22 protein-coding genes and 1 tRNA gene are annotated in these 25,091 nt (G+C 68.2%); 14 read left to right on the top strand and 9 right to left on the bottom strand.

The annotated features are described in order from the left end of the window. The first annotated feature begins 36 nt into the window (after window positions 1–36). Complete coding sequence (locus tag AB0I79_RS31545; protein ID WP_357880573.1) at window positions 37–996, top strand: D-alanine--D-alanine ligase; 960 nt, start codon at window positions 37–39, stop codon at window positions 994–996. 811 nt (window positions 997–1,807) lie between these two features. Then, window positions 1,808–2,854: a low specificity L-threonine aldolase gene (locus AB0I79_RS31540; RefSeq protein ID WP_357880570.1), complete on the top strand. Its 1,047-nt coding sequence runs from the start codon at window positions 1,808–1,810 to the stop codon at window positions 2,852–2,854. Between the two features lie 400 nt (window positions 2,855–3,254). On the opposite strand, the gene AB0I79_RS31535 is transcribed toward AB0I79_RS31540, so the two are convergent. The 8 genes from AB0I79_RS31535 to rpmH form a co-directional block, all read right to left on the bottom strand. Further along, complete coding sequence (locus AB0I79_RS31535; protein WP_357880567.1) at window positions 3,255–4,217, bottom strand: ParB/RepB/Spo0J family partition protein; 963 nt, start codon at window positions 4,215–4,217, stop codon at window positions 3,255–3,257. Between the two features lie 758 nt (window positions 4,218–4,975). Next, window positions 4,976–5,911, bottom strand: coding sequence for a ParA family protein (locus AB0I79_RS31530; RefSeq protein ID WP_357880564.1), 936 nt, complete (start codon window positions 5,909–5,911; stop codon window positions 4,976–4,978). Between the two features lie 137 nt (window positions 5,912–6,048). Then, window positions 6,049–6,723: a 16S rRNA (guanine(527)-N(7))-methyltransferase RsmG gene (gene rsmG / locus AB0I79_RS31525; protein ID WP_357880561.1), complete on the bottom strand. Its 675-nt coding sequence runs from the start codon at window positions 6,721–6,723 to the stop codon at window positions 6,049–6,051. A gap of 323 nt (window positions 6,724–7,046) precedes the next feature. After that, window positions 7,047–7,535, bottom strand: a complete 489-nt coding sequence (locus tag AB0I79_RS31520; protein ID WP_357880559.1) for a R3H domain-containing nucleic acid-binding protein — start codon at window positions 7,533–7,535, stop codon at window positions 7,047–7,049. 20 nt (window positions 7,536–7,555) lie between these two features. Continuing rightward, window positions 7,556–8,506, bottom strand: a complete 951-nt coding sequence (gene yidC / locus AB0I79_RS31515) for a membrane protein insertase YidC (RefSeq protein ID WP_357880556.1) — start codon at window positions 8,504–8,506, stop codon at window positions 7,556–7,558. A 4-nt stretch (window positions 8,507–8,510) separates the two neighbouring features. After that, a complete protein-coding gene (gene yidD / locus AB0I79_RS31510) occupies window positions 8,511–8,792 on the bottom strand; it encodes a membrane protein insertion efficiency factor YidD (RefSeq protein ID WP_225270518.1) in 282 nt (93 codons plus the stop codon). After that, window positions 8,789–9,151, bottom strand: coding sequence for a ribonuclease P protein component (gene rnpA, locus AB0I79_RS31505; RefSeq protein ID WP_185111328.1), 363 nt, complete (start codon window positions 9,149–9,151; stop codon window positions 8,789–8,791). Before rnpA ends, yidD begins: the two co-directional genes overlap by 4 nt. Before the next feature lie 59 nt (window positions 9,152–9,210). Beyond that, window positions 9,211–9,348 (bottom strand): 50S ribosomal protein L34, encoded by a 138-nt coding sequence (rpmH, locus tag AB0I79_RS31500; RefSeq protein ID WP_020547366.1) that lies wholly within the window; start codon window positions 9,346–9,348, stop codon window positions 9,211–9,213. 446 nt (window positions 9,349–9,794) lie between these two features. Here rpmH and dnaA point away from each other — a divergent pair, with 446 nt between their 5' ends. From dnaA to AB0I79_RS31450, 10 genes are all read left to right on the top strand, one after another. Next, the gene (gene dnaA, locus AB0I79_RS31495; RefSeq protein WP_357880553.1) at window positions 9,795–11,378 is read left to right on the top strand and encodes a chromosomal replication initiator protein DnaA; all 1,584 of its coding nucleotides are present in this window, start codon (window positions 9,795–9,797) and stop codon (window positions 11,376–11,378) included. Between the two features lie 543 nt (window positions 11,379–11,921). After that, window positions 11,922–13,061, top strand: a complete 1,140-nt coding sequence (gene dnaN / locus AB0I79_RS31490) for a DNA polymerase III subunit beta (RefSeq protein ID WP_357880550.1) — start codon at window positions 11,922–11,924, stop codon at window positions 13,059–13,061. A 44-nt stretch (window positions 13,062–13,105) separates the two neighbouring features. Next, entirely contained in the window at window positions 13,106–14,050 is a 945-nt protein-coding gene (gene gnd / locus AB0I79_RS31485) for a phosphogluconate dehydrogenase (NAD(+)-dependent, decarboxylating) (protein WP_357880548.1), read from the top strand. A gap of 94 nt (window positions 14,051–14,144) precedes the next feature. Beyond that, window positions 14,145–15,389, top strand: coding sequence for a DNA replication/repair protein RecF (gene recF, locus AB0I79_RS31480; RefSeq protein WP_357880546.1), 1,245 nt, complete (start codon window positions 14,145–14,147; stop codon window positions 15,387–15,389). A 214-nt stretch (window positions 15,390–15,603) separates the two neighbouring features. Further along, window positions 15,604–16,170 carry a DciA family protein gene (locus tag AB0I79_RS31475; protein ID WP_357880543.1) on the top strand — a complete coding sequence of 189 codons (567 nt, stop codon included), beginning with the start codon at window positions 15,604–15,606 and terminating at the stop codon, window positions 16,168–16,170. Between the two features lie 342 nt (window positions 16,171–16,512). Then, complete coding sequence (gene gyrB, locus AB0I79_RS31470) at window positions 16,513–18,456, top strand: DNA topoisomerase (ATP-hydrolyzing) subunit B (protein ID WP_357880540.1); 1,944 nt, start codon at window positions 16,513–16,515, stop codon at window positions 18,454–18,456. 15 nt (window positions 18,457–18,471) lie between these two features. Beyond that, window positions 18,472–20,970 carry a DNA gyrase subunit A gene (gene gyrA / locus AB0I79_RS31465; protein ID WP_357880537.1) on the top strand — a complete coding sequence of 833 codons (2,499 nt, stop codon included), beginning with the start codon at window positions 18,472–18,474 and terminating at the stop codon, window positions 20,968–20,970. 3 nt (window positions 20,971–20,973) lie between these two features. Next, entirely contained in the window at window positions 20,974–21,717 is a 744-nt protein-coding gene (locus tag AB0I79_RS31460) for a DUF3566 domain-containing protein (RefSeq protein WP_357880535.1), read from the top strand. 128 nt (window positions 21,718–21,845) lie between these two features. Next, window positions 21,846–21,919 (top strand) — tRNA-Ile (locus AB0I79_RS31455). A 509-nt stretch (window positions 21,920–22,428) separates the two neighbouring features. Further along, the gene (locus tag AB0I79_RS31450; RefSeq protein WP_357880532.1) at window positions 22,429–22,581 is read left to right on the top strand and encodes a hypothetical protein; all 153 of its coding nucleotides are present in this window, start codon (window positions 22,429–22,431) and stop codon (window positions 22,579–22,581) included. A gap of 73 nt (window positions 22,582–22,654) precedes the next feature. Here AB0I79_RS31450 and AB0I79_RS31445 read toward each other — a convergent pair whose 3' ends face one another. Beyond that, window positions 22,655–23,704, bottom strand: a complete 1,050-nt coding sequence (locus AB0I79_RS31445) for an aldo/keto reductase (RefSeq protein ID WP_357880529.1) — start codon at window positions 23,702–23,704, stop codon at window positions 22,655–22,657. Window positions 23,705–23,751: 47 nt separating this feature from the next. On the opposite strand from AB0I79_RS31445, the gene AB0I79_RS31440 reads away from it, so the two are divergent. Together AB0I79_RS31440 and AB0I79_RS31435 are read left to right on the top strand one after the other, a co-directional pair. Further along, window positions 23,752–24,204, top strand: coding sequence for a MerR family transcriptional regulator (locus tag AB0I79_RS31440; RefSeq protein ID WP_357880527.1), 453 nt, complete (start codon window positions 23,752–23,754; stop codon window positions 24,202–24,204). Between the two features lie 10 nt (window positions 24,205–24,214). Further along, window positions 24,215–24,961 (top strand): alpha/beta hydrolase, encoded by a 747-nt coding sequence (locus tag AB0I79_RS31435; protein ID WP_357880524.1) that lies wholly within the window; start codon window positions 24,215–24,217, stop codon window positions 24,959–24,961. Window positions 24,962–25,091: the final 130 nt, after the last annotated feature.

Here is a 25,091-nt window from a genome sequence, read left to right as displayed (position 1 = left end):
CGTCAGCACCATCAGCGGCTTCAGCGGAGGGATGAGATGAGCGATCTGGGCCACGTGCTCGTGCTGGCCGGAGGCCTCTCCTACGAGCGGGAGGTGTCTCTGCGCTCGGGTCGCGTAGTCAGCGAGGTGTTGCGCGCGACGGGCGTCGACGTGGAGACCCGCGACACCGACGCCTCCCTCGTGCCCTCCGTCCTGGCCGACCCGCCGGACGCGGTCTTCGTGACCCTCCACGGCGGCGCCGGCGAGGACGGCGCCATCCGGTCCGTCCTTGAGCTCCTCAACGTCCCGTACGTCGGCGCCGACCCCGACGCCTGCCGCGTGGCCTTCGACAAGCCCACCGCCAAGGCCGTCGTCCGCTCCGTGGGCCTGCGCACCCCCGCCTCGGTCACGCTGCCCAAGGAGACCTTCCACGACCTCGGCGCCACGGTCGTGCTCGGCCGCATCGTGGAGCGCCTCGGCCTGCCCCTGTTCGTCAAGCCCGCCCGCGGCGGCTCCGCCCTCGGCGCCTCGTTCGTCCCCACCGCCGAGGAGCTGCCCGCCGCGATGGTCGGCTGCTTCGCCTACGGTGACACGGCGCTGATCGAGCGGTACGTGGAGGGCGTCGAGGTGGCGGTCTCCGTCGTCGACCTCGGCGCCGGGCCCGTCGCCCTGCCCGCGGTGGAGATCGTCCCCGACGAAGGCGTGTACGACTACGCGGCCCGCTACACCGCCGGCCACACCGAGTTCTTCGCCCCCGCCCGCCTCTCGGCCGCCGCGGCCGCCGCCTGCGCCGAGACCGCGGTGACCGCTCATACCGCGTTGGGGCTGCGCGACATCTCCCGGACCGACTTGATCGTGGATGCCGACGGGGTGCCGCACTTCCTGGAGGTCAACGTGGCGCCGGGGATGACGGAGACCTCGCTGCTGCCGATGGCGGCGGAGGCGGCGGGGCAGGATCTCGGCGAGCTCTGCCGCACCCTCCTCCAGAACGCCGCCTCCCGCTCCGCCGCCTCCTGAGCGCCCGTTCCGCGGGGCTTCCTGCGCCGGCCATGCGACGTCTCGCACGGCCGGACCGGCGCGCCAGGCTGAAGGAAGGTGTGCTGCGTCCGCACGTACGTGCGGCTGCGGGCCGACTCGCACACGCACCTCGTCGCAGCACCACTCCCTCAGACGCACCACTCCCCGGACATCACTCCCCGGACACGGCTCACCCGGACACCGTTACCCGGGCACGGGGTACTCGGGCACGGGGTACTCGGGCACGGGGTACTCGGGCACCGTTACTCGGGCACCGTTACTCGGGCACGGGCTACTCGGACACGGGCTACTCGGACACAGTCACTCGGACACGGCTTCTTGCGGCACGAGTCCTGCACGTGCAGCCTTCGCCGCGCTGCGGTCGTCCGCCGACGCCCCCCGCCCCGCAGCCTGCCGTCCCGCAGCCTTCCCCTTGGGGCGCACCCGACCGCAGCAACGTGCCCCCTCGGGGCGTACTCCGACCGCAGCACTCCGCACGCGGCGCACCCAACGGCAGCACCTCCCGCGCGGCACACTCGACCACAGCACTCCCCCACACGCGAAGCACCCCGGCGGGCCACCCTTCCCCACACGCGAAGCACCTCGACAGCCACACTTCCTCACACGCGGCGTATCGACTGCGGCGTCCCCCACACGCGAGGCGCCCCCGCCCGCCGCACTCCCCCACACACCCGCTGCACCAACGCGCCACCACCGCCGACGCCGACGCCGACTTCGACGCGACGACGGCACCAGCAGCGGCCACGGTCATCGCGACGGACCGCCTGCGCCGTGTCAGTAGCCTTACGGTGTGCTGATCGATTCGATGTACCCCAAGAGCTTCGCCAGCGACAACCACGCCGGTGTACACCCGGCCATCCTCGAAGCCATGGCCGCCGCGAACGACGGTGACGCGCCCGCGTACGGCGACGACAACTGGACCTCGGCGTTCGAGGAAAAGATCAAGGAGGTATTCGGCCCTGGCGCCGACGGCTTCGCGATGCTCAACGGAGCGGGCGCCAACATGGTCGGCCTCGCTCTCATGCTGGGCCGCTACAGCGCCATCATCTGTGCCGACAGCGCCCACATCGCCACCCACGAAGCGGGAGCGTCGGAGCGCCTGCTCGGCGTGAAGCTCGTGACGGTCCCGACCCAGGACGGCAAGCTGCGCCCCGCCGACATCAAGTCGCGCCTGGGCGGCCTCGGCAACCCCCACGAATCCCAGCCCTCCGTCGTCTCCATCTCCCAGACCACCGAGCTCGGTACCACCTACTCCCCTGCCGAGATCGCCGCCCTCGCCGAGACGGCACACGAGTCGGGTCTACGCCTTCACGTGGACGGTGCCAGGCTCGCCAACGCAGCCGCGTACCTCGACTGCGACCTGAAGGCCATCACGACGGACGCCGGGGTTGACGTGTTCAGCTTCGGCGGCACGAAGAACGGCGCGCTGGCCGCCGAAGCCGTCGTCGTTCTCGATTCGTCGCTGGCGCACGCCGTGCCGTTCCTCCGCCGCCAGTCTCTTCAGCTCGCCTCGAAGATGCGCTTCATCTCGGCACAACTCACGGCCCTCCTGACGGACGATCTGTGGCGCCGCAACGCCGGACACGCCAACGCGATGGCCGCGCGCCTGGCGGACGGTCTGGCGGACATCCCGGGTGTCTCGCTGACGCACCCGGTGCAGTCCAACGCCGTCTTCGCCACCCTCCCGCTCCCCGTCGCCGAGATCCTCCGCCGGCGCTACCTGTTCCACTACTGGGACGAAGCCGCGAGAACCGTCCGCTGGATGACCGCCTTCGACACCACGCCGGAACACGTGGACGACTTCCTCGACGACATCCGCAAGGCCGCCGCCATGTAGCGGGCACCTTCACCGCACCGGCATCCAGGTTTCACGTGAAACACGCCCAGCGGCCCGTCCGGCACCGCTCGCCGCCGACCGCGAGCGGCTACCCGCCCACCCTTACTCATCGCCGTGCAGCGCCCGGCACGGGTAACCGCGCCCCCGCGTTTCACGTGAAACGTCGACCCCCTCACGCTGGAAGTCGACGCGCCCAATCGGCTCCCACACCCGCTCACACCCAGAGCGCCGGGCCACCAGTCGCATCACCGAGAAGCGTCAGAGGGATAGCGGTGCCAGCGATGAGCGCACCAGCGTCCCATGAGACCTTCACTTCGCACGTTTCACGTGAAACAAGAGCAGAGATTCACAGCGACCTCAGAGACATGTTTCACGTGAAACCCCGAGACGACCGACCGAGTCACTCCTCAGTCTCTCGCATCGCGCGCACCGCCTCTGGCGCCATGGTGCCGATGATGCGCTCAAGGTCATCGATCGTGGCGAACTCCACCACGATGCGCCCCTTCCTGCGCCCCAGATCCACCTTCACCTTGGTCTCGAAGTGATCGGACAGACGGTCGGCGAGGTGGGTGAGCCCAGGCGCGGTCGGCTTGGCCACCTGACGCTCCCGCGCTGGCTTCTTGGCCGCCTTCGCGCTGCCCATGGCCACGATCTCCTCCACCGCCCGGACCGAGAGGAGCTCCGCCACGATGCGCTTGGCAAGCTGCATCTGCTCTTCGGCGTTCTCGAGCCCGAGAAGGGCTCGGGCGTGACCGGCGGTGATGGATCCGGCCGCGACCTTGAGCTGGACTTCAGGAGGGAGGTTCAGCAGGCGCAGGGTGTTGGTGATGTGGGAGCGAGAGCGGCCGACCTTCTTCGCGAGCTGATCATGCGTCGCCTGGAAGTCGTCGAGGAGTTGCTGGTACGCCGCCGCCTCTTCCAACGCGTTCAGCTGCTCGCGCTGGAGGTTCTCGATGAGGGCGTCGCGCAGGAGGTCGGTGTCCTGCGTGTTGCGGACGATCGCCGGCACCGGATCGAGGCCCACCTGCTGGCACGCCCGCCAGCGCCGCTCCCCCATGATGAGCTCGTACTGACCGCCTCCGACCGACCGGACCACGATCGGCTGCAGAAGCCCGACCTCCCGGATGGACGCCGCCAGCTCGTCAAGGCGCTCCTCGTCGAAGATCTCGCGTGGCTGCCGCGGGTTGGGGACGATCGCGGACAAGGCGACTTCCTTGAAGTACGCCCCGGCGATCGGCTTGGGCCCCGTCTCCCCCGTTGACCCGTTCGACGGGGTCGGCGCCGCCCCCGTACCGTCAACGATGGGACCGGTCGGGATGAGCGCCCCGAGCCCCTTGCCCAATCCCCGCCGCTGCTGACTCACTACGTCTCCTCATCCACCCGGTCGATTCCGGTCACTCCAGGAGAGGTTACCGTCGCCTGCCCCGCCGGGTGCCCCCTCGCCACACACCACCCCGTTGGATTTACACCGACACGGTCACAAACCTGCCCAACTCGTGACTACGCCCCAAGATGCACCTGTCCCGTTCGCGACAAGCGCGCGATGCCGGCGGATGACGCATGCGCAGCGCCCGCAGTCCGCGACGCCCGCGGCCCGAGCCACGATGTGTGAGACCGTGGTGCGAGAAGGACATGGTGCCCGCGTTGCGGAGCCACAGCGCGAGAGAAGGGCACGGCGCGAAAGACACGGTGCACGACGCGCACAGCCGATGTCGCGCGATGCGCCTTCCCCACGACGCACCGTCCCCGCGTCCCGATGCGCCATCCCGCCTCCGCATCATGCCCTCTCCCGCCACGCCTCTCCGCACCTGGCCTTGTATGCACAAGCCCACCCGATGCACGGTCGCGTGTGTGCGGAGGTGTAGCGCGCTGGACATGCGATGCATGGCGCACGTCCATGGACGGTGCGACCGTGCGAGGGTGGTCAGTGCGTGCCGCGTGAGCCCATGCGGAGCAGGGGACGTGATCAGCGCGGCCGGGCCCGGCGCAGACGTGCCGGCATGACCATTCCGGCGCGGACGCACGCGGCACGGACGTAAGCGACACCGACGTAAGCGACACGGACGTAAGCGACACGGACGTACGCGGCGCCGGTCAGGCGACGGCGCGGTCAGGCAGCGGTCAGGCGACGGCGGCGCGGTGGGCGATCTCGCGGGCGGCGTCCATGTAGGCCATCGCCCCGCTCGACCCCGGATCGTACGTCATCACCGACTGCCCATAACTGGGCGCCTCCGACAACCGCACGCTACGCGGGATCACCGTGTTCAGCACCGTCTCCCCGAAGTGCGCCCGCACCTCATCCGCCACCTGCGACGCCAGCCGCGTCCGCCCGTCGTACATCGTCAGCACGATCGTCGAGAGCCGCAGCGTCGGGTTCAGGTGAGCCTTGATCAGGTCGACGTTCCTGAGGAGCTGGCCAAGCCCCTCCAGCGCGTAGTACTCGCACTGGATCGGGATCATGACCTCGTCCGCGGCAACCAAGGCGTTCACCGTCAGGAGCCCGAGTGACGGCGGGCAGTCGATCACGATGTAGTCGAAGTCCACCCCTTCGTACGCCGCCAGGGCGCGCCGAAGGCGGGCTTCGCGGGCGACCAGGGAGACCAGCTCGATCTCCGCCCCCGCCAGGTCGATGGTGGCCGGAGCGCAGTAGAGGTTCGGCATGTCGGGCACCTGCTTGACGATCTCCGCCATCGGCAGGTCGTCCACCAGTACCTGGTACACGTCAGGAACGTCGCCGCGATGTTCCGTCGCCAGGGCTGTGGAGGCGTTGCCCTGCGGGTCGAGGTCCACCACGAGGACGCGCTGCCCGTGCATGGACAGGGCGGCGGCGATGTTGACCGACGTGGTCGTCTTGCCTACGCCGCCCTTCTGGTTCGCAACGGCGATCACTCTGGTCCTGGACGGGCGTGGCCAGGCGCCGTTGCCGTCGCTCGAGGTCTCGCCTGGCTGAGCGGCCGTCTGGGTTGCAGATGTTTCACGTGAAACCACTGAGCTGAGGGCCTCTCGTACCAGGGGCGAATCACCGGGGTTCAGGGGGGTCTGGGTCACGTTGGCCATCCTTTCAACCAGTGGTGTGCCGGTGCCGGGAGTTTGCTGTCGCGACACGCCCATTTCAGGCCAGCCAACCCCGTTGGGACTCTCGGACCGACGGCTCTCCGGCCAGCCCAGACCGCTTATCGCGACTGGCACAACCGTCACCTCCTCCGTCGCGGCCTTGCTCGCTCCGGCGCGCGACCCGCTACCACCCGAACCAATGTTGCAGGCGGCTCGACCTTACCGTGCCCGACGGTCACAAGCTCGGCCGTTCGGGCTCCGCTGGCCCGCAATTGGGCCTCCGCCCCGGCGAGCTCGTCGGCGGCCCGCTCCCCCTTCATCGCGATCAGCTCGCCGCCCTCGCGGAGCAGCGGCATCGCCCATTTCAGAAGGCGGTCGAGCGGCGCCACCGCGCGGGCGCTGGCGACGTCGAACTCGCGCTTGCCGGCCAGTTCCTCCGCCCGGCCGCGCAGCACCTCGACGTTGTCCAGCTTGAGCACCTCAACGCATTCCTCCAGGAACACGGTACGGCGCAACAGCGGCTCCAACAGCGTAACCGTGATGTCCTGCCGCACGATGGCCAGGACCAGTCCGGGCAGCCCTGCGCCCGAGCCGATGTCCACCAGCCGCACGTCCTGCGGCACGGCCTCGGCCACCACCGCGCAGTTGAGCAGGTGACGATCCCAGATCCGCGGCACCTCCCGCGGACCCAGCAGCCCGCGGACGACGCCGGGGCCCGCCAGCAGCCCGGCGAAGGCGTTGGCACGCTCCCAAGCTTCCCCGGTGAAGACGTCCCGCGCTATCTCCGGCGGCTCAGGAAGCTCATCGTCGCTCACTGGTTCGGTGGCCCTTTCTGGGACGTGGCGGCCCTTGCTCGCTGTGTCGGTATGGGGTTCGGGTGTGTCGTGTCGCGCCGGTGCGGGCTCTGGCCTGATTCGCTCGGATGGCGGCTGGTTCCGGCGCCGTACTCGGTCTTGCTCTCCCCCAAGGCTACGGGGTGAGATCACAAAGGCAGACTAGCGGGCCGGGGTCAAGGAGGCCTGTGAGCGCGCCGTCGGCACGCCCCCACCTGAGAGCGTTAACACCACCATCTCCCACGAAAACGGCCGCCTGCCACGCGCGACAGCGGGGCAGACGGCCGGATGGGACGGAACGCGCCTCAGGCGGGCAGGACCACCACGTACCGCTGCGGCTCCTCACCCTCGGACTCGCTACGGAGCCCGGCGGCGGCCACCGCGTCATGGACGATCTTGCGCTCGAACGGGGTCATCGGGTGCAGCGCCTTCGACTCCCCGCGCTCCCTGACCTGGTTCGCGATCTCGGTGCCGAGCTTGGTCAGCTCCGCGCGGCGCCGCTCGCGGTAGCCGGCCACGTCGAGCATCAGCCGCGAGCGCTCACCGGTCTGCCGGTGCACGGCCAGCCGGGTCAGCTCCTGCAGCGCTTCGAGGACCTCGCCCGCCGGCCCCACCAGCTCCGTGCCCTTCAGCCCGACGACGGAGACCAGGGCCCGGTCGCCCTCGACGTCCATGTCGATGTCGCCGTCGATGTCGGCGATGTCGAGAAGGCCCTCGACGTAGTCGGCAGCGATCTCACCTTCCTGCTCCAGCGCGCTGAGATCAGGAGCCTTCTCCTGCTCGGCCTCGGTCATGGCCGGCCTCTCCTTCGTGTTCAAGACTTCTTGCTGCCGGTGCGCTTGCTGCGTGACTGCCTGCTCGGCTGCTGCCTAATGATCTTAGGCTCCGGAGGGGGCGGAGGGGCCTGTTCTTCCGGAGTGGTCTTGCGCAGTTTGGCGAACATCCCGGGCTTGGTCTTGGGCGGGATCACGTTGCCCTTGGCGTCGTACTCCGGCATCGGGTGCCGGCTGTAGAACCAGTGCTGCTGACCGAGGGTCCACACGTTGGTGGTGACCCAGTACATGATCAGACCGAGCGGGAAGTTCAGGCTGAAGAAGGCGAACAGCGGCGAGATGTACATCAGGATCTTCTGCTGCTGCGCCATGGGGTTGTCGGGCATCTGCGCCATGGAGCGGGTGACGCTCTGCCGGACGGTGAGGAACGTGGTCAGCGAGCTGACCGCGACGAAGATGCCGAGGACCACCTTGGTCTGTACGTTGCCCGCGCCGAAGCCGGCGAGCTGCTCGCTCGACATGAAGAAGTTGGCGGGCAGCGGCGCGCCGAAGATGTGCGCCTTCCGCGCGCTGTCGACCAGCTCCTGCGTCATGCCGTACTTCGCGTGCCCGTTCGCCATGTTCTGCAGCACCGTGAACATGGAGATGAAGATGGGGAACTGTGCGAGGACGGGCAGGCAGCCGCCGAGCGGGTTGGCGCCCGCGCCCTGGTAGAGCGCCATGACCTCCTGGTTCATGCGCTGCTTGTCGTTCTTGTAACGCTTGCGCAGCTCTTGAACCTTGGGGGCGAGCTCCTGCATCTTCCGCGACGAGCGCATCTGCTTCAGGAAGAGCGGGAAGATCAGGATCCGCATGAACACGGTCAGCGTGATGATCGTCAACGCCCAGGTCAGCCCGCTGTCCGGGTTGAGGACCGTGCTGTATGCAGTATGGATCCAGATGATGACTTGGGCTACGGCTTGGTACAGCCAGCTCAGCCAGGACAGCTCCACCGAGCTATCTCCCTTGCGTTTCGTGGGACCGGACCGGGCGTGGGGGCACCGGGTCTATACCTCCGGGATGGAATGGGTGGCACCGCCCGATGCGCCGGACAGTCAGCCATACGCCGCGCAATGCCCCGTGCACGGCAATCGCTTCGAGTCCATAGGCACTGCACGACGGATAGAACCGGCAGCGTGGACCGAGCAGCGGGCTGATGAACGCCCGATAGAACCGAATGGGGATGATCAGCGCTCGGGCGGCGAGGCCCGGCACTACCCCTTGCGGTTGCTCCGTCATTTCTGTCCACCCGTCGAGGACTCGCGCCGCCTGAGCAAACGATCCAGCGCGAGATCGAGTTCGGCGGCCAGGTGCTCGAATCGCGCGGACGCGGCCGGTGGGTTGGCGCGTACCACAAGCAGGCTACCTCGCGGCAGCCGATGGAGACGGTCCCGCATCAGGTGTCGGAGCCGTCGTTTGACCTTGTTTCGGGTCACGGCGCCCCCGACGGCCTTGCTCACCACGAAACCCACGAGAGGTGGCTCTTCCCCGGAAAGGGTGAAATGCACCACAAGGGTCGGGCGACCCGCGCGCTTACCGCGCCTGACCGCCGCCTCGAACTCCTCCCCGCGTCGCATGCGGGATTGACGGGACAGCACCGTATACGTCTAACGCCCGCCGGCGAGATCCGCCGGCGGGCTGTAGTCGCGCAGGACGATCAGGCCGACAGCTTCTCGCGGCCCTTGCGGCGGCGAGAGGCGAGGATGGCGCGACCGGCCCGGGTGCGCATCCGCAGCCGGAAGCCGTGGGTCTTCGCGCGGCGACGGTTGTTCGGCTGGAAAGTACGCTTGCTCACGGGTGGGCTCCAGGCTTGATGGTGCGCCACAGGGGCGCGTAAACACACATGGATGGCCTGCCAGTTTACGAGGGCACGCGAAATAGCCGCCGCGTGACAAGCCGACCGTCGTACGTTACGGGTCAAGCACCGTCCAGGTCAAACCAGACCGGTTGTCCACTAATCCACAGGCCACTTTTCCACCGTCGGCCCCACGTCCACAAGTTGTGCACTCCGGTGCCACTAGGCTGTGGACAACGCTTGAACACAGCTGTGCACAAAGATACTGTCGGCCCTCCCGGGCCCGCTCAAGCCCTGTGGACAGCGTGTGGATCGCCTGTGGAGGACGGGAGCGGGAAGCCCTGCCCCCGCGTGTGGACGAAGGGGTCGCCGATCGACGTGGGCGGCCGAGCCATGTGGATAAACGATCGCGGGGGGCCGCGAGAGGGAGGAGGGGGAGCCGCACCATGAACGGTGTCGACCTCGGCACGGTATGGGAAAGGGCCCTGGGCAACTTCCTCAACGAGAACGTGCCGATCCAGCAGCGCACCTGGCTGTCGATGGTGCGGCCGATCGCCCTGGCCAACGACACGATCGTGCTCGGTGTCCCCAACGACTTCCTCAAGGACCTCATCGAGAGCAACAAGCTGCGCCCGCTGGTGACCCACGCGCTCTCGCAGGAGCTCGGGCGGACCATGCGAGTGGCTGTGATGATCGACACAGCGGCCCCCGAGCAGCCCCCCGTCGACACTCATCAACAGCCTGTGACTCAGAGTTATCCCCAGGGTGTGGAGAGTCAGCTGCGTTATGCACAGCCCGTGCAACCGCAGCACAACCAGGCTTCCGAGCCTCCGCAGTTCTATTCTCCACAGCCGGAGCAGCCCCAGATATCCACCGAATATCCACAGCAGGGCTTCTCTTTTGAACAGGCCCAGCCGTACACACCGCCTGTGGAGAAGTCGCCGGAGCCGGCCCCGAACCGGTGGGAGGCGAAGAGCAACAAGCCCAGCGAACCGGCCAGACTCAATCAGAAGTACACATTCGAGACATTCGTCATCGGCGCCAGCAACCGTTTCGCCCACGCGGCGGCCGTCGCGGTGGCCGAATCCCCCGCGAAGGCGTACAACCCGCTGTTCATCTACGGTGACTCGGGGCTGGGGAAGACGCATCTGCTGCACGCGATCGGGCATTACGCCCAGAGCCTGTACGACGGGGCGCGGGTCAGATACGTGAGCTCCGAGGAGTTCACCAACGACTTCATCAACAGCATCCGCGACCACAAGGCCGACGGCTTCCGCGGCCGCTACCGCGCGATCGACATCCTGCTCGTGGACGACATCCAGTTCCTGGAGGGCAAGGAGCAGACGCAGGAGGAGTTCTTCCACACCTTCAACACCCTGCACAACGCCAACAAGCAGATCGTCATCTCCAGCGACCGGGCGCCCAAGCAGCTCATCACGCTGGAGGACCGGCTGCGCAACCGGTTCGAGTGGGGCCTGATCACCGACGTCCAGCCGCCCGAGCTGGAGACCCGGATCGCCATCCTCAGGAAGAAGGCCATCCAGGAGGGCCTGGCCGCGCCGCCCGAGGTGCTCGAGTACATCGCCAGCCGCATCTCCACCAACATCCGTGAGCTCGAGGGCGCGCTGATCAGGGTGACCGCGTTCGCCAGCCTCAACCGGCAGGGTGTGGACCTGCAGCTCGCCGAGGTGGTGCTGAAGGATCTGATCACCTCGGAGTCCGACACCGAGATCACCATCGCGGCCATCATGAGCGAGACCGCCCAGTACTTCGGCATCAGCATCGACGACCTGTGCGGCACCTCGCGCAGCCGGGCGCTCGTCAACGCCCGACAGATCGCCATGTACCTGGCGCGCGAGCTGACCGAGCTGTCACTGCCGAAGATCGGCCAGCAGTTCGGCGGCCGCGACCACACCACCGTCATGCACGCGGAGCGGAAGATCCGGTCGCTCATCGCCGAGCGCAGGTCGATGTACAACCAGGTCAACGAGCTGACAATGCGGATCAAGCAGACACAGCGTGGATCTTGAGTTCGTACACAGCCTGTGGAAAACGCTGTGGACCAGCGGAAACAGAAAAATTCACCCGCAGTTCGCCCGACGATGCTGGGAAAAATCCGTCCACATGGGCTGGGGACAACGGTGGGGACATCCTGTGGGAAACCTGGGGACTACCAGTGGACAGTGTGTGGACGGACTGTGAACAACGGATCTGGGGCTCCAGAAGGGTCCCTTTTACCCCGTGGATAACCTGTGGAAACCTCGTGGATAACCCCCGTCTCGCCGTGGATGACGGCACCATGATCTGGGGACGGCCTGTGGGCGAAGAATCTCCATCCCCAGGCGCCGAAGTTCTCCCCAGGCGTCACCCACAGCCGCAGTGGACGAAAAAAGGGGCACTGAGCAGGCAGGACGCCAGTTGTCCACAGTTTCCACAGCCCCTAGTGTGATGACTTCCTATCTCTCTAACTAAGAAACTCAAAGACCCATAGAGGGGTTCTCCCGGAGCGCGAGTCCGGGAGGGTGGATCCTTGAGATCCTTCAATCAACGACGAACCCAGGAGGCTGATCACCGTGATGTTCCGAATCGAGCGAGACGTCCTCGCTGAGGCGGTGGCATGGACGGCACGCAGCCTCCCGGCGCGCCCGTCGGTGCCCGTTCTCGCCGGCATGCGCCTGGAGGTCACGGAGGCGCAGCAGCTCAAGCTCTCCGGCTTCGACTACGAGGTCTCCGCGGAGGTGACGCTCGAGCTGCACACGGGTGAGCCCGGAGTGGTCCTGGTCTCGGGCAAGCTGCTCGCCGAGATCACGCGCGCGCTTCCCGCACAGCCTGTGGACTTCGTGGTGGACGGCGCCAAGGCGGTCGTCACGTGCGGCAGCGCGCGATTCACACTGCTGACCATGCCTGTGGAGGACTACCCGAGCCTCCCGGCCATGCCGCCGGCCGCGGGCCGGGTCGGCAGCGACGTGTTCGCCTCCGCCGTCGGCCAGGTCGCCGTCGCCGCGGGCCGCGACGACACGCTGCCGATGCTGACGGGCGTACGGATGGAGATCGAGGGCGACACGGTCACCCTGGCCGCCACCGACCGCTACCGGCTGGCCGTACGGGAGCTGAAGTGGCAGCCGGGCCAGCCCGACTTCGCCGCCATCGCGATGATCCCCGGCAAGACGCTCGCCGACACGGCCAAGGCGCTCGGCACGACGGGCGCCGAGGTGGAGATCGCGCTCAGCTCCGCCGGCGGCACCGGCGAGGGCATGATCGGCTTCTCCAGCGCGGGGCGGCGCACGACGACACGCCTGCTCGACCCCGAGTTCCCCAAGTACCGCTCGCTGCTGCCCACCGAGTTCTCCGCCCGCGCCGACCTGTCCACAGGCCCGTTCGTCGAGGCGGTCAAGCGCGTGGCCCTGGTCGCCGAGCGCAACACCCCGGTACGGCTGGCGTTCAAGAGCGGCGAGGTCGTGCTGGAGGCGGGCAGCGGCGACGAGGCGCAGGCCGTCGAGGCGCTGCCGGTCGACTACGAGGGCGAGGAGATGAACATCGCCTTCAACCACCAGTTCCTGCTGGAGGGCCTGGGCGCCATCGACTCCGACGTGGCGAGGCTGCAGATGACCACATCCACGAAGCCCGCTATCCTCACCGGTGGCAAGCCTGTGGAGGACGGTGCCGTAACGGACTACCGCTACCTGATCATGCCCATCCGACTGTCAGGCTGAACCTGTCATCGGAGATGATGGAAGTCTGACAAGGGGGTTACATCATGCAGATCGGCATGGTCGGACTGGGCAAGATGGGCGGCAACATGGCCGAACGGCTGCGCCGCGGCGGTCATGAGGTCGTCGGTTACGACCGCGACCCGGCGATCAGCGACGTCGCCAGCCTCAAGGAGCTGGCCGAACGCCTGCAGGCGCCGCGCGCCGTCTGGGTCATGGTTCCCGCCGGCAAACCCACGCAGACCACCGTCGACGACCTGGGCGAGCTGCTCAGCGAGGGCGACATCGTCATCGACGGCGGCAACTCCCACTACGTGGACGACCAGAAGCACGCCGCCGAGCTGGCCGAGAAGGGCATCGGCTTCATCGACTGCGGCGTCAGCGGCGGCGTGTGGGGCCTGCAGAACGGCTACGCGCTCATGTGCGGCGGCGACAAGGACCACGTCGCGCGGCTCAAGCCGATCTTCGAGACGCTCAAGCCCGAGGGCGAGGACGGTTTCGTGCACGCGGGCGACGTCGGCGCCGGGCACTTCGCGAAGATGGTCCACAACGGCATCGAGTACGGCATGATGCAGGCCTTCGCCGAGGGCTGGGAGCTCCTCGAGGCCTCCGACGTCGTCAAGGACGTCAAGGGCTCCTTCAGCAGCTGGCGCACCGGCACCGTGATCCGCTCCTGGCTGCTCGACCTGCTGGTGCGGGCGCTGGACGACGACGAGCACCTCGAGCAGCTCCGCGGTTACGCACAGGACTCCGGCGAGGGCCGGTGGACGGTGCAGGCGGCCGTGGACCACGCGGTGCCGCTGCCGGTCATCACCGCCGCGCTGTACGCGAGGTTCGCCTCGCGGCAGGACGACTCCCCCGCCATGAAGGTCGTGGCGGCGCTGCGCAACCAGTTCGGCGGCCACGCGATCACCTCGGCGGAGGGCAGCACCGGCAAGGGCGCCGACTCCCCCGGCGCGGACGTGACGCCGCCGCGCGAGGTCGATCGCTGAGCCTCACCACCGGGGTTATCCACAACACCAGGGTTTTCCACAAGAACGTATGCCGGTGACCCCGGTGACCCGTGAGGCGCACTAACCTCGTGGGGTGCATGTCGCCCACCTCTCGCTGACCGACTTCCGGTCCTACGCGTCCATGGAGCTCGGCCTGGAGCCGGGCGTCACGGCGTTCGTGGGGCCCAACGGCCAGGGCAAGACCAACCTGGTCGAGGCCCTCGGCTACGTCGCGACGCACTCCAGCCACCGGGTGGCCAGCGACGCGCCGCTGGTGCGGCAGGGAGCCACCCGGGCGATCGTGCGCTGCGTCATCCACAGGGAGGATCGGCGGGCGCTGATCGAGCTGGAGATCAACCCGGGGCGGGCCAACCGCGCCCGGCTCAACCGCTCGCCCGTCTCCAGGGCCCGCGACGTCGTCGGCCTGCTGCGCACGGTGCTGTTCGCCCCCGAGGACCTCGCGCTGTCCAAGGGCGATCCGTCCGAGCGCCGCCGCTTCCTCGACGACCTGCTGGTGGCCAGGGCCCCCAGGTTCGCCGGGGTGCGCGCCGACTACGACCGGGTGCTGAAGCAGCGCGGCGCCCTGCTGCGCACGGCCGCGCAGGCCCGTAGAGGCAGCAGGAGCCCTCGCCGGCAGGAGAAGGACAGCGGGTTCGCCTCGGCCGGCGCGGGCGACGTGCTGAGCACGCTGGAGGTGTGGGACGCCCATCTCGCCCGGCACGGCGCGGAGCTGTTGCGGGGGCGGCTGGAGCTCATCGAGGCGCTGCGCCCGCTGGTGGCCGGATCGTACGCCGCGCTCGCCCCGTCGAGCGCTCCGGCGACGCTGGCCTACCGCAGCACGTTGTCCACAGGTGGGGATCCCGGGGAGGGTGGTCCGGAGGGCGAAGTCCCCGGTGAGCGGGGATCTTTCGATACACAGACGTTATCCACAGACTTGGGGAAAACCCTTGAAGAGCGTCTGCGGGAGCGGCTATTGGAGGTCCGTCCGTCGGAGCTCGAACGGGGGGTCACGCTCGTCGGTCCGCACCGCGACGATCTGGTTCTCGGGCTGGGCGATCTGCCTGCCCGGGGTTACGCCAGCCACGGCGAGTCCTGGTCGTTCGCGCTGGCGCTGCGGCTGGCGGCCTACGACCTGCTGCGGGCCGACGGGGGCGATCCCGTGCTGATCCTCGACGACGTGTTCGCCGAGCTCGACAGCCAGCGCCGGCGGCGGCTCGCGGAGATGGTGGCCCCGGCCGAGCAGGTGCTGATCACGGCCGCCGTTCCGGATGACGTGCCGCGGGAGCTGGCGGGAGGCAGGTTCGACGTCGCCGAGGGGAGTGTGACCCATGTCCGCTGATGACGCGCGCGGTTTCCCGCCGCGGGGCGCCGGTTATCCACAGGGTGGGGCTTCCGGTGGACGGCCGCAGGCCGGTGGCCTCCCGCCGACCGGGGCGGCGGCCGACGGTCGTCCACAGGTGGGGGCGACCGGTGCACAAGCGCGGGCGGCCGGGCAAGGCGGGCCCGGGCCCTCGGGCGGTGGCAGGCCGGAAGCAGCCGGTGGCAGGCCGGAAGTGGTCGGCGGCAGGCCAGGGCCGGTCGGCGGCGGGCCGGGGGCGGTCGCGAAGGGGCCGTCGGCGGCCGGGGGCGAGAACGCGACAGCCAGGGGCGTGGCCATGGCGCGGGAGAAGCTCGCCCAGGCCAAGGCCGACGCAGCCAAGCGCGGCCAGCTCCCCCGCCGCGAGCCCAGGCGGAAGGGTGGTGGCGGGGCGCGCAGGGACAGCGGCGATCCCCAGCTTTTCGGACGCGCGATCGCCGATCTGCTGGCCGATCGCGGCTGGGAACGCCCGGCGAAGGTGGGCGCGGTGTTCGGCCGCTGGGTCGAGATCGTGGGCCCTGATCTGGCCGCCCACACCAAGCCCGAGTCGTTCGACGACGGCGAGGTGCTGATCGCGGCCGATTCGACGGCGTGGGCGACGCAGGTCCGGCTGCTCGCCCGCACCCTCGTACGCAGGCTCAACGAGGAGCTCGGCGACGGCACCGTGACAAAGGTCAAGGTCAGAGGCCCGCAGAACGCTCCGCGTCCATCAGGAGGGTTGCGGGTGACCGGAAGGCGAGGCCCCCGTGACACCTACGGGTAGGGGCTCTTTGCGGCGGGCGTTCACCGCGGCTCCGGAAAGGCGCTCGGGGCGATCAGACAGCCGCAGACGCGATAAGCCCCCTTTCCGGAGGGGGGATGCTTGCCCGGGGGCCAAACGAGCTAGAGGGCATCACAGGCGCGTTCATTGCCACCTTGGCCCTCCGGAAGCGGTAGAATGAAAAAGGATTCCGGACACGTCCGCTTGCGTGTCACCCCGGCAGCAAGCCGACTCCCCTGGGTGACCGCGCATCGGGGCACTCACGACGGTGACGGGCACGGCAGGGGCAGCTTCGCTAGTTGATCGCCTCCCCCGCCGCGTGTCCGCGGCAGGAGGATTTCGCAGTTGTCCTACGACGCTAGCTCAATCACCGTACTCGAAGGGCTTGAGGCGGTTCGCAAGCGCCCGGGTATGTATATCGGTTCCACCGGTGAGCGTGGCCTGCACCATCTCGTCCAGGAGATCGTCGACAACGCGGTGGACGAGGCGCTGGCCGGTTACGCCGACAGGATCGACATCACGCTGCTCGCCGACAACGGCGTACGCGTGGTCGACAACGGCCGTGGCATCCCCACAGGCATCCACCCCGTGGAGAAGATCTCCGCGGTCGAGCTGGTCCTGACCACGCTGCACGCGGGCGGCAAGTTCGACAGCCAGTCCTACGCGGTCTCGGGCGGTCTGCACGGCGTCGGCTCGGCCGTCGTCAACGCGCTGTCCACCGCCATGGAGGTGGAGGTCAAGCAGAACGGTCACTACTGGCGCCAGCGCTACGAGATGTCCAAGCCCACGGCCCCGCTGGCCAAGGGCGAGGAGACCGACGAGACGGGCACCACGGTCACGTTCTGGCCCGACCCCGACATCTTCGAGACCACGACGTGGAACTACGAGACGCTCTCGCGGCGCTTCCAGGAGATGGCCTTCCTCAACAAGGGCCTGACGATCACGCTGACCGACGAGCGTCCCGACCACATCAACGGTGAGGTGCACAACGTCACCTACCACTACGAGGGCGGCCTGTCCGACTTCGTGCAGCACCTCAACGCCAAGAAGGAGCCGGCGCACGCGTCGATCATCGCCTTCGAGGAGGAGAGCGACGGGCTGGCGGTCGAGATCGCCATGCAGTGGAACAACTCCTACTCGGAGTCCGTCTACAGCTTCGCCAACGTCATCAACACCGCGGAGGGCGGCACCCACGAGGAGGGCTTCCGCGCGGCGCTGACGTCGATCGTCAACCGTTACGCGCGCGAGCAGAAGTTCCTCAAGGAGGGCAAGGACGACAACCTCAGCGGTGAGGACGTCCGCGAGGGGCTGACCGCGATCATCTCGGTCAAGCTGTCCGACCCGCAGTTCGAGGGGCAGACGAAGACCAAGCTCGGCAACACCGAGGCGAAGTCGTTCGTGCAGAAGGCCTGCAACGACCACCTGCGCGACTGGTTCGAGCGCAACCCCGGCGAGGCCAAGGACATCATCAACAAGTCCCTGCAGGCCTCCCGTGCTCGCATCGCCGCTCGCCAGGCGCGCGACCTGACCAGGCGCAAGTCGCTGCTGGAGGCGGGCAGCGGGCTGCCGGGCAAGCTGGCCGACTGCCAGTGGAACGACCCGGAGAAGTGCGAGCTGTTCATCGTCGAGGGCGACTCGGCCGGCGGCTCGGCCAAGGGCGGCCGCGACTCGCGCTTCCAGGCGATCCTGCCCATCCGCGGCAAGATCCTCAACGTCGAGAAGGCGCGGATCGACAAGGTCCTGAAGAACAACGAGGTCCAGGCGCTGATCACGGCTCTGGGCACCGGTGTGCACGACGAGTTCGACATCGCCAAGCTGCGCTACCACAAGGTCATCCTCATGGCCGACGCCGACGTCGACGGCCAGCACATCAACACGCTGCTGCTGACGCTGCTGTTCAGGTTCATGCGGCCGCTGATCGAGGCCGGTCACGTCTACCTGTCGTGCCCGCCGCTGTACAAGATCAAGTGGGACCGCAAGGGCGACGACGCCTCCTACGCCTACTCCGACAGCGAGCGCGACGCGGTGATCTCCGCGGGCATCGCCAGCGGCAAGCCCGACCCGCGGCCGCGCGACAACGTACAACGCTTCAAGGGGCTGGGCGAGATGAACGCCGGCCAGCTCTGGGAGACCACGATGAACCCGGCGACCCGGCTGCTGCGCCTGGTCACGCTCGACGACGCCGCGCAGGCCGACGACCTGTTCAGCGTGCTGATGGGGGAAGACGTGGAGGCGCGGCGCGACTTCATCATCCGTAACGCGCGCGACGTTCGCTTCCTCGACGTTTAAGAAGGACCAACACCTGTGACGGACGTGAACACCACTCCCCCGGCTGACCGCATCGAGCCTGTGGACATCCAGTCCGAGATGCAGCGCAGCTACATGGACTACGCGATGTCGGTCATCGTGTCCAGAGCGCTGCCGGACGTGCGCGACGGCCTCAAGCCGGTGCACCGGCGCGTGCTCTACGCGATGTACGACGGTGGCTACCGTCCCGACCGCGGCTACTTCAAGTGCGCCCGCGTCGTCGGCGACGTGATGGGCACCTACCACCCGCACGGTGACACCTCGATCTACGACGCGCTGGTCCGACTGGCGCAGCACTGGTCGCTGCGGTACCCGCTGGTCGACGGGCAGGGCAACTTCGGCTCGCCCGGCAACGACCCGGCGGCGGCGATGCGTTACACCGAGTGCAAGCTCGCACCCATCGCCATGGAGATGCTGCGGGACATCGACAAGGAGACCGTCGACTTCCGCCCCAACTACGACGGCAAGTCGCAGGAACCCGACGTCCTGCCGTCGCGATTCCCGCAACTGCTGGTCAACGGCTCGGGCGGCATCGCCGTCGGCATGGCCACCAACATCCCGCCGCACAACCTGCGCGAGGTCGCGGCGGCGGTCAAGTGGGCGCTGGAGAACCCCGAGGCCGGCGACGAGGAGCTGCTCGAAGCGGCCATCAAGCTGGTCAAGGGCCCCGACTTCCCGACCAAGGCGCTCATCGTGGGCCGCCGGGGCATCGAGGACGCGTACCGCACCGGGCGCGGCTCGATCACCATGCGGGCCGTGGTCGAGGTCGAGGAGGACAAGGGGCGGCAGGCCCTGGTCGTCACCGAGCTGCCGTACCAGGTCAACCCCGACAACCTGGCGCTGAAGATCGCCGAGCTGGTGCGCGAGGGCAAGCTCACCGGCATCGCGGACGTACGTGACGAGAGCTCCTCGCGAGTGGGGCAGCGCCTGGTCATCGTGCTCAAGCGCGACGCGGTCGCCAAGGTCGTGCTCAACAACCTGTACAAGCACACCCAGCTCCAGGACACCTTCGGCGCCAACATGCTGGCGCTGGTGGACGGCGTGCCGCGCACGTTGCGGCTCGACCAGTTCATCCGGCACTACGTGGCCCACCAGATCGAGGTCATCGTCCGCCGGACGCGGTACCTGCTGCGCAAGGCCGAGGAGCGCGCTCACATCCTGCGTGCGCTGCTGAAGGCCCTGGAGCGGCTCGACGAGGTCATCGCCCTCATCCGGGCCTCGGAGTCCGCCTCCGCCGCCCAGCAGGGCCTCATGGCGCTGCTGGAGATCGACGAGGTCCAGGCGCAGGCCATCCTCGACATGCAGCTGCGCAAGCTGGCCGCCCTGGAGCGCCGGGCCATCCAGGACGAGTTCGACTCCCTGATGACGCAGATCGCCGAGTACAACTCGATCCTGGCGAGCGAGAGCCGGCAGCGCGAGATCATCAACGAGGAGCTGGCCGAGATCGTCCACCGCTACGGTGACGAGCGGCAGACCGAGATCATCGCCTACGACGGCGACATGTCGATCGAGGACCTCATCGCCGAGGACGAGATCGTCGTCACGATCACCCGGGGCGGCTACGCCAAGCGCACCCGTACCGACCTGTACCGGGCCCAGAAGCGCGGTGGCAAGGGCGTACGCGGTGCTCAGCTGCGCCAGGACGACATCGTCGACCACTTCTTCGTCACCACGACGCACCACTGGCTGCTGTTCTTCACGAACAAGGGCCGTGTGTACCGCGTCAAGGCGTACGAGCTGCCCGACGCCGGTCGCGACGCCCGGGGCATGCATCTCGCGAACCTTCTTGCCATGCAGCCCGACGAAACAGTCATGGAGGTTCTCGACCTACGCGACTACAACGTCGCCCCCTACCTCGTCCTCGCCACGCGCAGCGGCCTGGTCAAGAAGACGCGCCTGTCCGAGTACGACTCCCCTCGGTCCGGCGGTCTGATCGCGATCAACCTGCGGGAGGACGACGAGGTCATCGGAGCCCGGCTGGTCTCCGAGTCCGACGACCTGCTGCTCGTCTCGAAGGGCGCGCAGTCGATCCGCTTCACCGCCTCTGACGAGGCGCTACGTCCCATGGGACGGGCGACCAGCGGTGTCATCGGCATGAGGTTCCTCGAAGGTGACGAACTTCTCGCCATGAATCGGATCGCAGACGGTCAAGATGTGCTTATCGCCACGAAGGCTGGGTACGCAAAACGGACGCCAGTGGAGCAGTATCCAGTTCAAGGACGTGGCGGTAGAGGCGTGCTGACTGCGAAGATCGTATCTTCCCGTGGCAAGCTGGTCGGAGCCGTCATGGTCAACCCAGAGGACGAGGTTTTCGCGATCACGTCCGCCGGCGGGGTGATCCGGACGAGTGCCGGCGAGATCAAGCAGTCCGGCCGCCAGACCATGGGAGTGCGATTGATGAATCTCGCTGAAGGCGACAGCGTGGTGGCCCTCGCCCGCAACGCCGAGTCCATGGAGACTTCGGTGGACAATGAGGAAGACGGGGGAGGAGAGTAACTCATGAGCGCCCAGGGTGGTCCCGCCAGGACCAAGGCGGCTTCGGGTAACGGACAGCAGCCGAAGAAGCCCGCAGAGACCGAGATGTTCGACGCGGTCGAAGAAGGCCAGGACACCTCGTCCGCGCAGGGCAGGTCCATGCCGGCCAAGGAGGACAACAAGCCTTCGCCGCAGCCGGGTCCGCCCGGCCCGCCGGGCCCTCATGGCCCGTCCGGGCCCCAGGGCCCGCCCGTTCCGCCGCAGGGGGGACAGCAGCAGCCGGAGGGCAACGAGACGGTTCGCCTGCGCCCGTCGCTGGCCACCGAGGCTCCGCCGGCCATCGAGCTGTCCAACAAGAAGAAGGGGTCCGGCTCGGGCGGGGGCAGGCTGCCCCGCAAGGCCCACCTGGTCCTGCGCCGCGTCGAGCCGTGGTCGGCCATGAAGTTCAGCTTCGTGGTCTCCCTGGTCTGCTTCGTGGTGCTGTTCGTGGCAGTGGCCGTCCTGTACGGCGTGCTGTCGGCCCTGGGCGTCTTCGACTCGATCGTGGACCTGGTCAACCAGCTCGGCCAGGGCGAGCAGGGCCAGAGCTCGATCCCGATCGACATCGCCTCCTGGTTCGAGCCCGTGCGGATCCTCGGCTACACGGCCCTGATCGGGGCGGTGAACGTCGTACTGATCACGGCTCTTTCCACGTTGGGGGCGGTCATCTACAACATCGCCTCCGACCTGGTGGGAGGCGTCGAGGTGACCTTCAGCGAGGCCGAGTAAGGGCGGAGCTCGCGCCGTACGGGGCATGCGGACGGCGCGAGCAGCCTGCCGGAGGTTGTAAGCTTTTCTCGTTCCGAACAACCGGTTCGCCTCCATGAGGCGGATGCGATAGCGTTCGGGGTGCGAGCGGGGCTATAGCTCAGTCGGTTAGAGCGCTTCCCTGATAAGGAAGAGGTCCCAGGTTCAAGTCCTGGTAGCCCCACCCAGCTCAGAGGCCATTTCCGAAGATCGGAAGTGGCCTTTTTGATGGAGTGAGTGACCGAAGCCGTCCTCGTCATCCGCCGCACCAGTGCAGCTGGCACGTCACTTCGGCCTCGGCTGATGCCCGGCCGTCGGATGGGCCCGTAGCTGGAACCGAGGACCGCCCCGCGATGGGAGATGATGCGCGGGTGTTCTATGAAGATCTCAGCGTGTACGACTATCTGGATGATGACTCGTTCATGGACAGAGAGTCGCGCTTCTACGGTCTCAGCTTCCGTCCCACTTATACGCGGCTGAACGTTGGGTGGCTGGAGGCCGGCAGGCCGTATCCGACCGGTCCCGTCCCTGCGGCCTTCACCGAGAGGCTGAAGGCCGTACAAGCCGTTCACCGTATGAACGTCTGTCGTGGAGTGCAAGTGCGATCTGTGCCCGCCTGAGGACGCCCCGGAGGGCAATGGAGAGGTCCGGATCCCAGGCCCGCCCGGGATCGCTTACGCCGCCCCCTTCCTGATGGGCCACTACATCAACGCGCACGGCTATCGGCCGCCGCAGGTCTTCATCGACGCTGTTCTAGCCGTGGATCTCGATGAGTGGGCTGCCGCCCGCTGGCCCGAGGTGCCCTTCCCCTGGATCCCGGAACACGCCGAGCGCTTGGAAGAGTAGAGCAGGCCGGCCCGCCCATGGCGGTACTTCGATGGGCGGCGCCTGCAAGGTTCCGGGGGGAAGCGATCCCCGGTCAGCTCGCGGCGCGGTCGCCGAGCGGGCGGCGGCGCAAGGCGGGGTCGGTCAGGGGTGCGGGGCTCCAGAGACCGACAGGGTGGTAGACGTTGGTGCCGGGCGGCACGAGCTCGTCGATCCGGTCGAGCACGGTGTCGTCGAGCACCAGCGAGGCGCCCTTCAGCAAGCCCTCCAGCTGCTCCATCGTGCGCGGGCCGAGGATGACCGAGGTGACCGCCGGGTGTGCCGCGGCGAAGGCGACGGCCAGCGCCGGCAGGGTGCAGCCGAGCTCGTCCGCCAGTTTCACCAGCTCCTCGACGATCTCCAGCTTGGCCGCGTTGACCGGGATGGCCGGGTCGAACCGTTCCGGCGCCCGCGCGGCGCGGCCCTGCGACAGGTCGACCTGTTGCCCCTTGCGGTACCGGCCGGTCAGGAACCCCCAGCCCAGCGGGCTGTAGGTGAGCACGCCCATGCCGAGCCGCTGCGCGGTGGGAAGGACGTCGCCCTCGATGCCGCGGGCCAGGATGTTGTACGGGGGCTGCTCGGTGCGGAACCGGTACAAGCCGCGCTGCCGGGCCACGTGGTAGGCCTCGACCGTCTCGTGCGCGGGGAAGGCCGAGCTGCCGAAGGCCCGGATCTTGCCCTGCCGTACCAGGTCGGTCAGTGCGGAGAGGGTCTCCTCGATGTCGGTCCGGTGGTCGGGGCGGTGGATCTGGTAGAGGTCGATCCAGTCGGTGCGCAGCCGCTTGAGACTCGCCTCGACCTCGCGCATGATCCAGCGCCGCGAGTTGCCGCTCCGATTGGGCCCCTCGCCCATCTGGAAGTGCACCTTGGTCGACAGCACCACCTCGTCTCGCCGGCCCTGCAGCGCCTTGCCCACGATCTCCTCGGACTCGCCCGCCGAGTACATGTCGGCGGTGTCGACGAAGTTGATCCCGTTGTCGAGGGCGGTGTGGATGACGCGGATGCTGTCATCGTGATCGGGGTTGCCGGCCGAGCCGAACATCATGGTGCCGAGGCAGTGGGTGCTGACCTCGATACCGGTGCCGCCGAGGATGCGATATCTCATACTTCGGACCCTAGAAGCTGGAGTCGACTCTAAGTCAAACTGGCCACATGTCGGGTTTGAGCATCGGCCAGGTCGCCGAACGCACCGGGCTCAGCGTGCACACACTCCGGTTCTACGAGCGGGAGGGGCTGCTGGCCCAACCGGTACGGCGGGGAACCGCAGGGCGCCGCGTCTACAGCGAGGGTGACGTCGACTGGCTGGGCGTGTGCATCCGGCTGCGCGCCTCCGGCATGCCCCTGACCGACATCCGGCGCTACACCGAGCTCGTCAGGGCCGGCGAGGGCAACGAGACGGAACGGCTGGAGGTGTTGCGCGAACATCGGGAACGGGTGCTCGCCCAGATGCACGAACTCGACGAGTGCCTCAAGCTGATCACCCACAAGGTGGCCGTCTACGAAGGCCGTCTGGGCTTGCGGGACAACGTCACCGACTGCGTGCCGGGGGCAAGCCGGCCGCGTAGGCCGATGGTGCTGCTCAAACCGGACGAGGATACCCAGTAGTGTCTGCCGAGTGACAATTCCCTATGACGTCGGCGGCGATGGGCCGGCCCTGCTCCTCCTGCACGCCGGGGTGTGCGACAGGCGGATGTGGAACGACCAGTGGCAGCCCCTGATCGACGCCGGATTCCAGGTGATCCGCTGCGATCTGCGGGGCTTCGGGCAGAGCCCGCTGCCCACGGAGCCGTACAGCAACACCGGCGACGTGCTGGCGCTCCTCGACAGCCTGGGCATCGGCCAGGTCTCGCTGGTCGGTTCCTCCTACGGCGGGAAGGTCGCGCTGGAGGTCGCCGCGAGCCATCCTGATCGGGTGGCGGCGCTGGTCCTGCTCTCCGCCGCCCTGCCCGGGCGCGAGCCGAGCGCCGAGCTGCGTGCCATCGGGGCGCGTGAGGACGCGCTGGTCGACGCGGGCGATCTGGCCGGAGGCGCCCGGCTGATGGCCGACAGGTGGCTCGGTCCCGATGCCGGCGAGGACGCCAAGCAGGCGGTGCACGAGATGCAGCTGCGGGCCTACGAGCTGCAACTGGCCGAAGGAGCCGTCGAGCCGGTCAAGTCCGAGATCGATCTGGCGGCCGTCACGATGCCGTGCCTCGCCGTGTCGGGCGCGCACGACGTGGCCGACTTCCGGCACACCGCCGACGTCCTGCCCGCCGCCCGCCACGTCGAGCTGCCCTGGGCAGGCCACCTGCCGAGCATGGAACGGCCGGCCGAGGTCACCGAGCTGATCGTCGCGTTCCTGCGCGAGACCGCGAGCGAGTAGCGGCCGCCGGAGTGGAGTTCGGGCGGCGGGAACCGAGCTGATCGTCGCGTTCCTGCGCCAGACCGCGGGCGAGTAGCGGCTCCCGGGGTGGAGTTCGCGGAGTGGGCGGGCCTGGTGCAGCGGCAGCGTG

The organism is Nonomuraea sp. NPDC050202 (assembly GCF_040656115.1).
Lineage (GTDB): Bacteria > Actinomycetota > Actinomycetes > Streptosporangiales > Streptosporangiaceae > Nonomuraea.
This window is presented reverse-complemented; position numbering and strand designations above follow the sequence as displayed.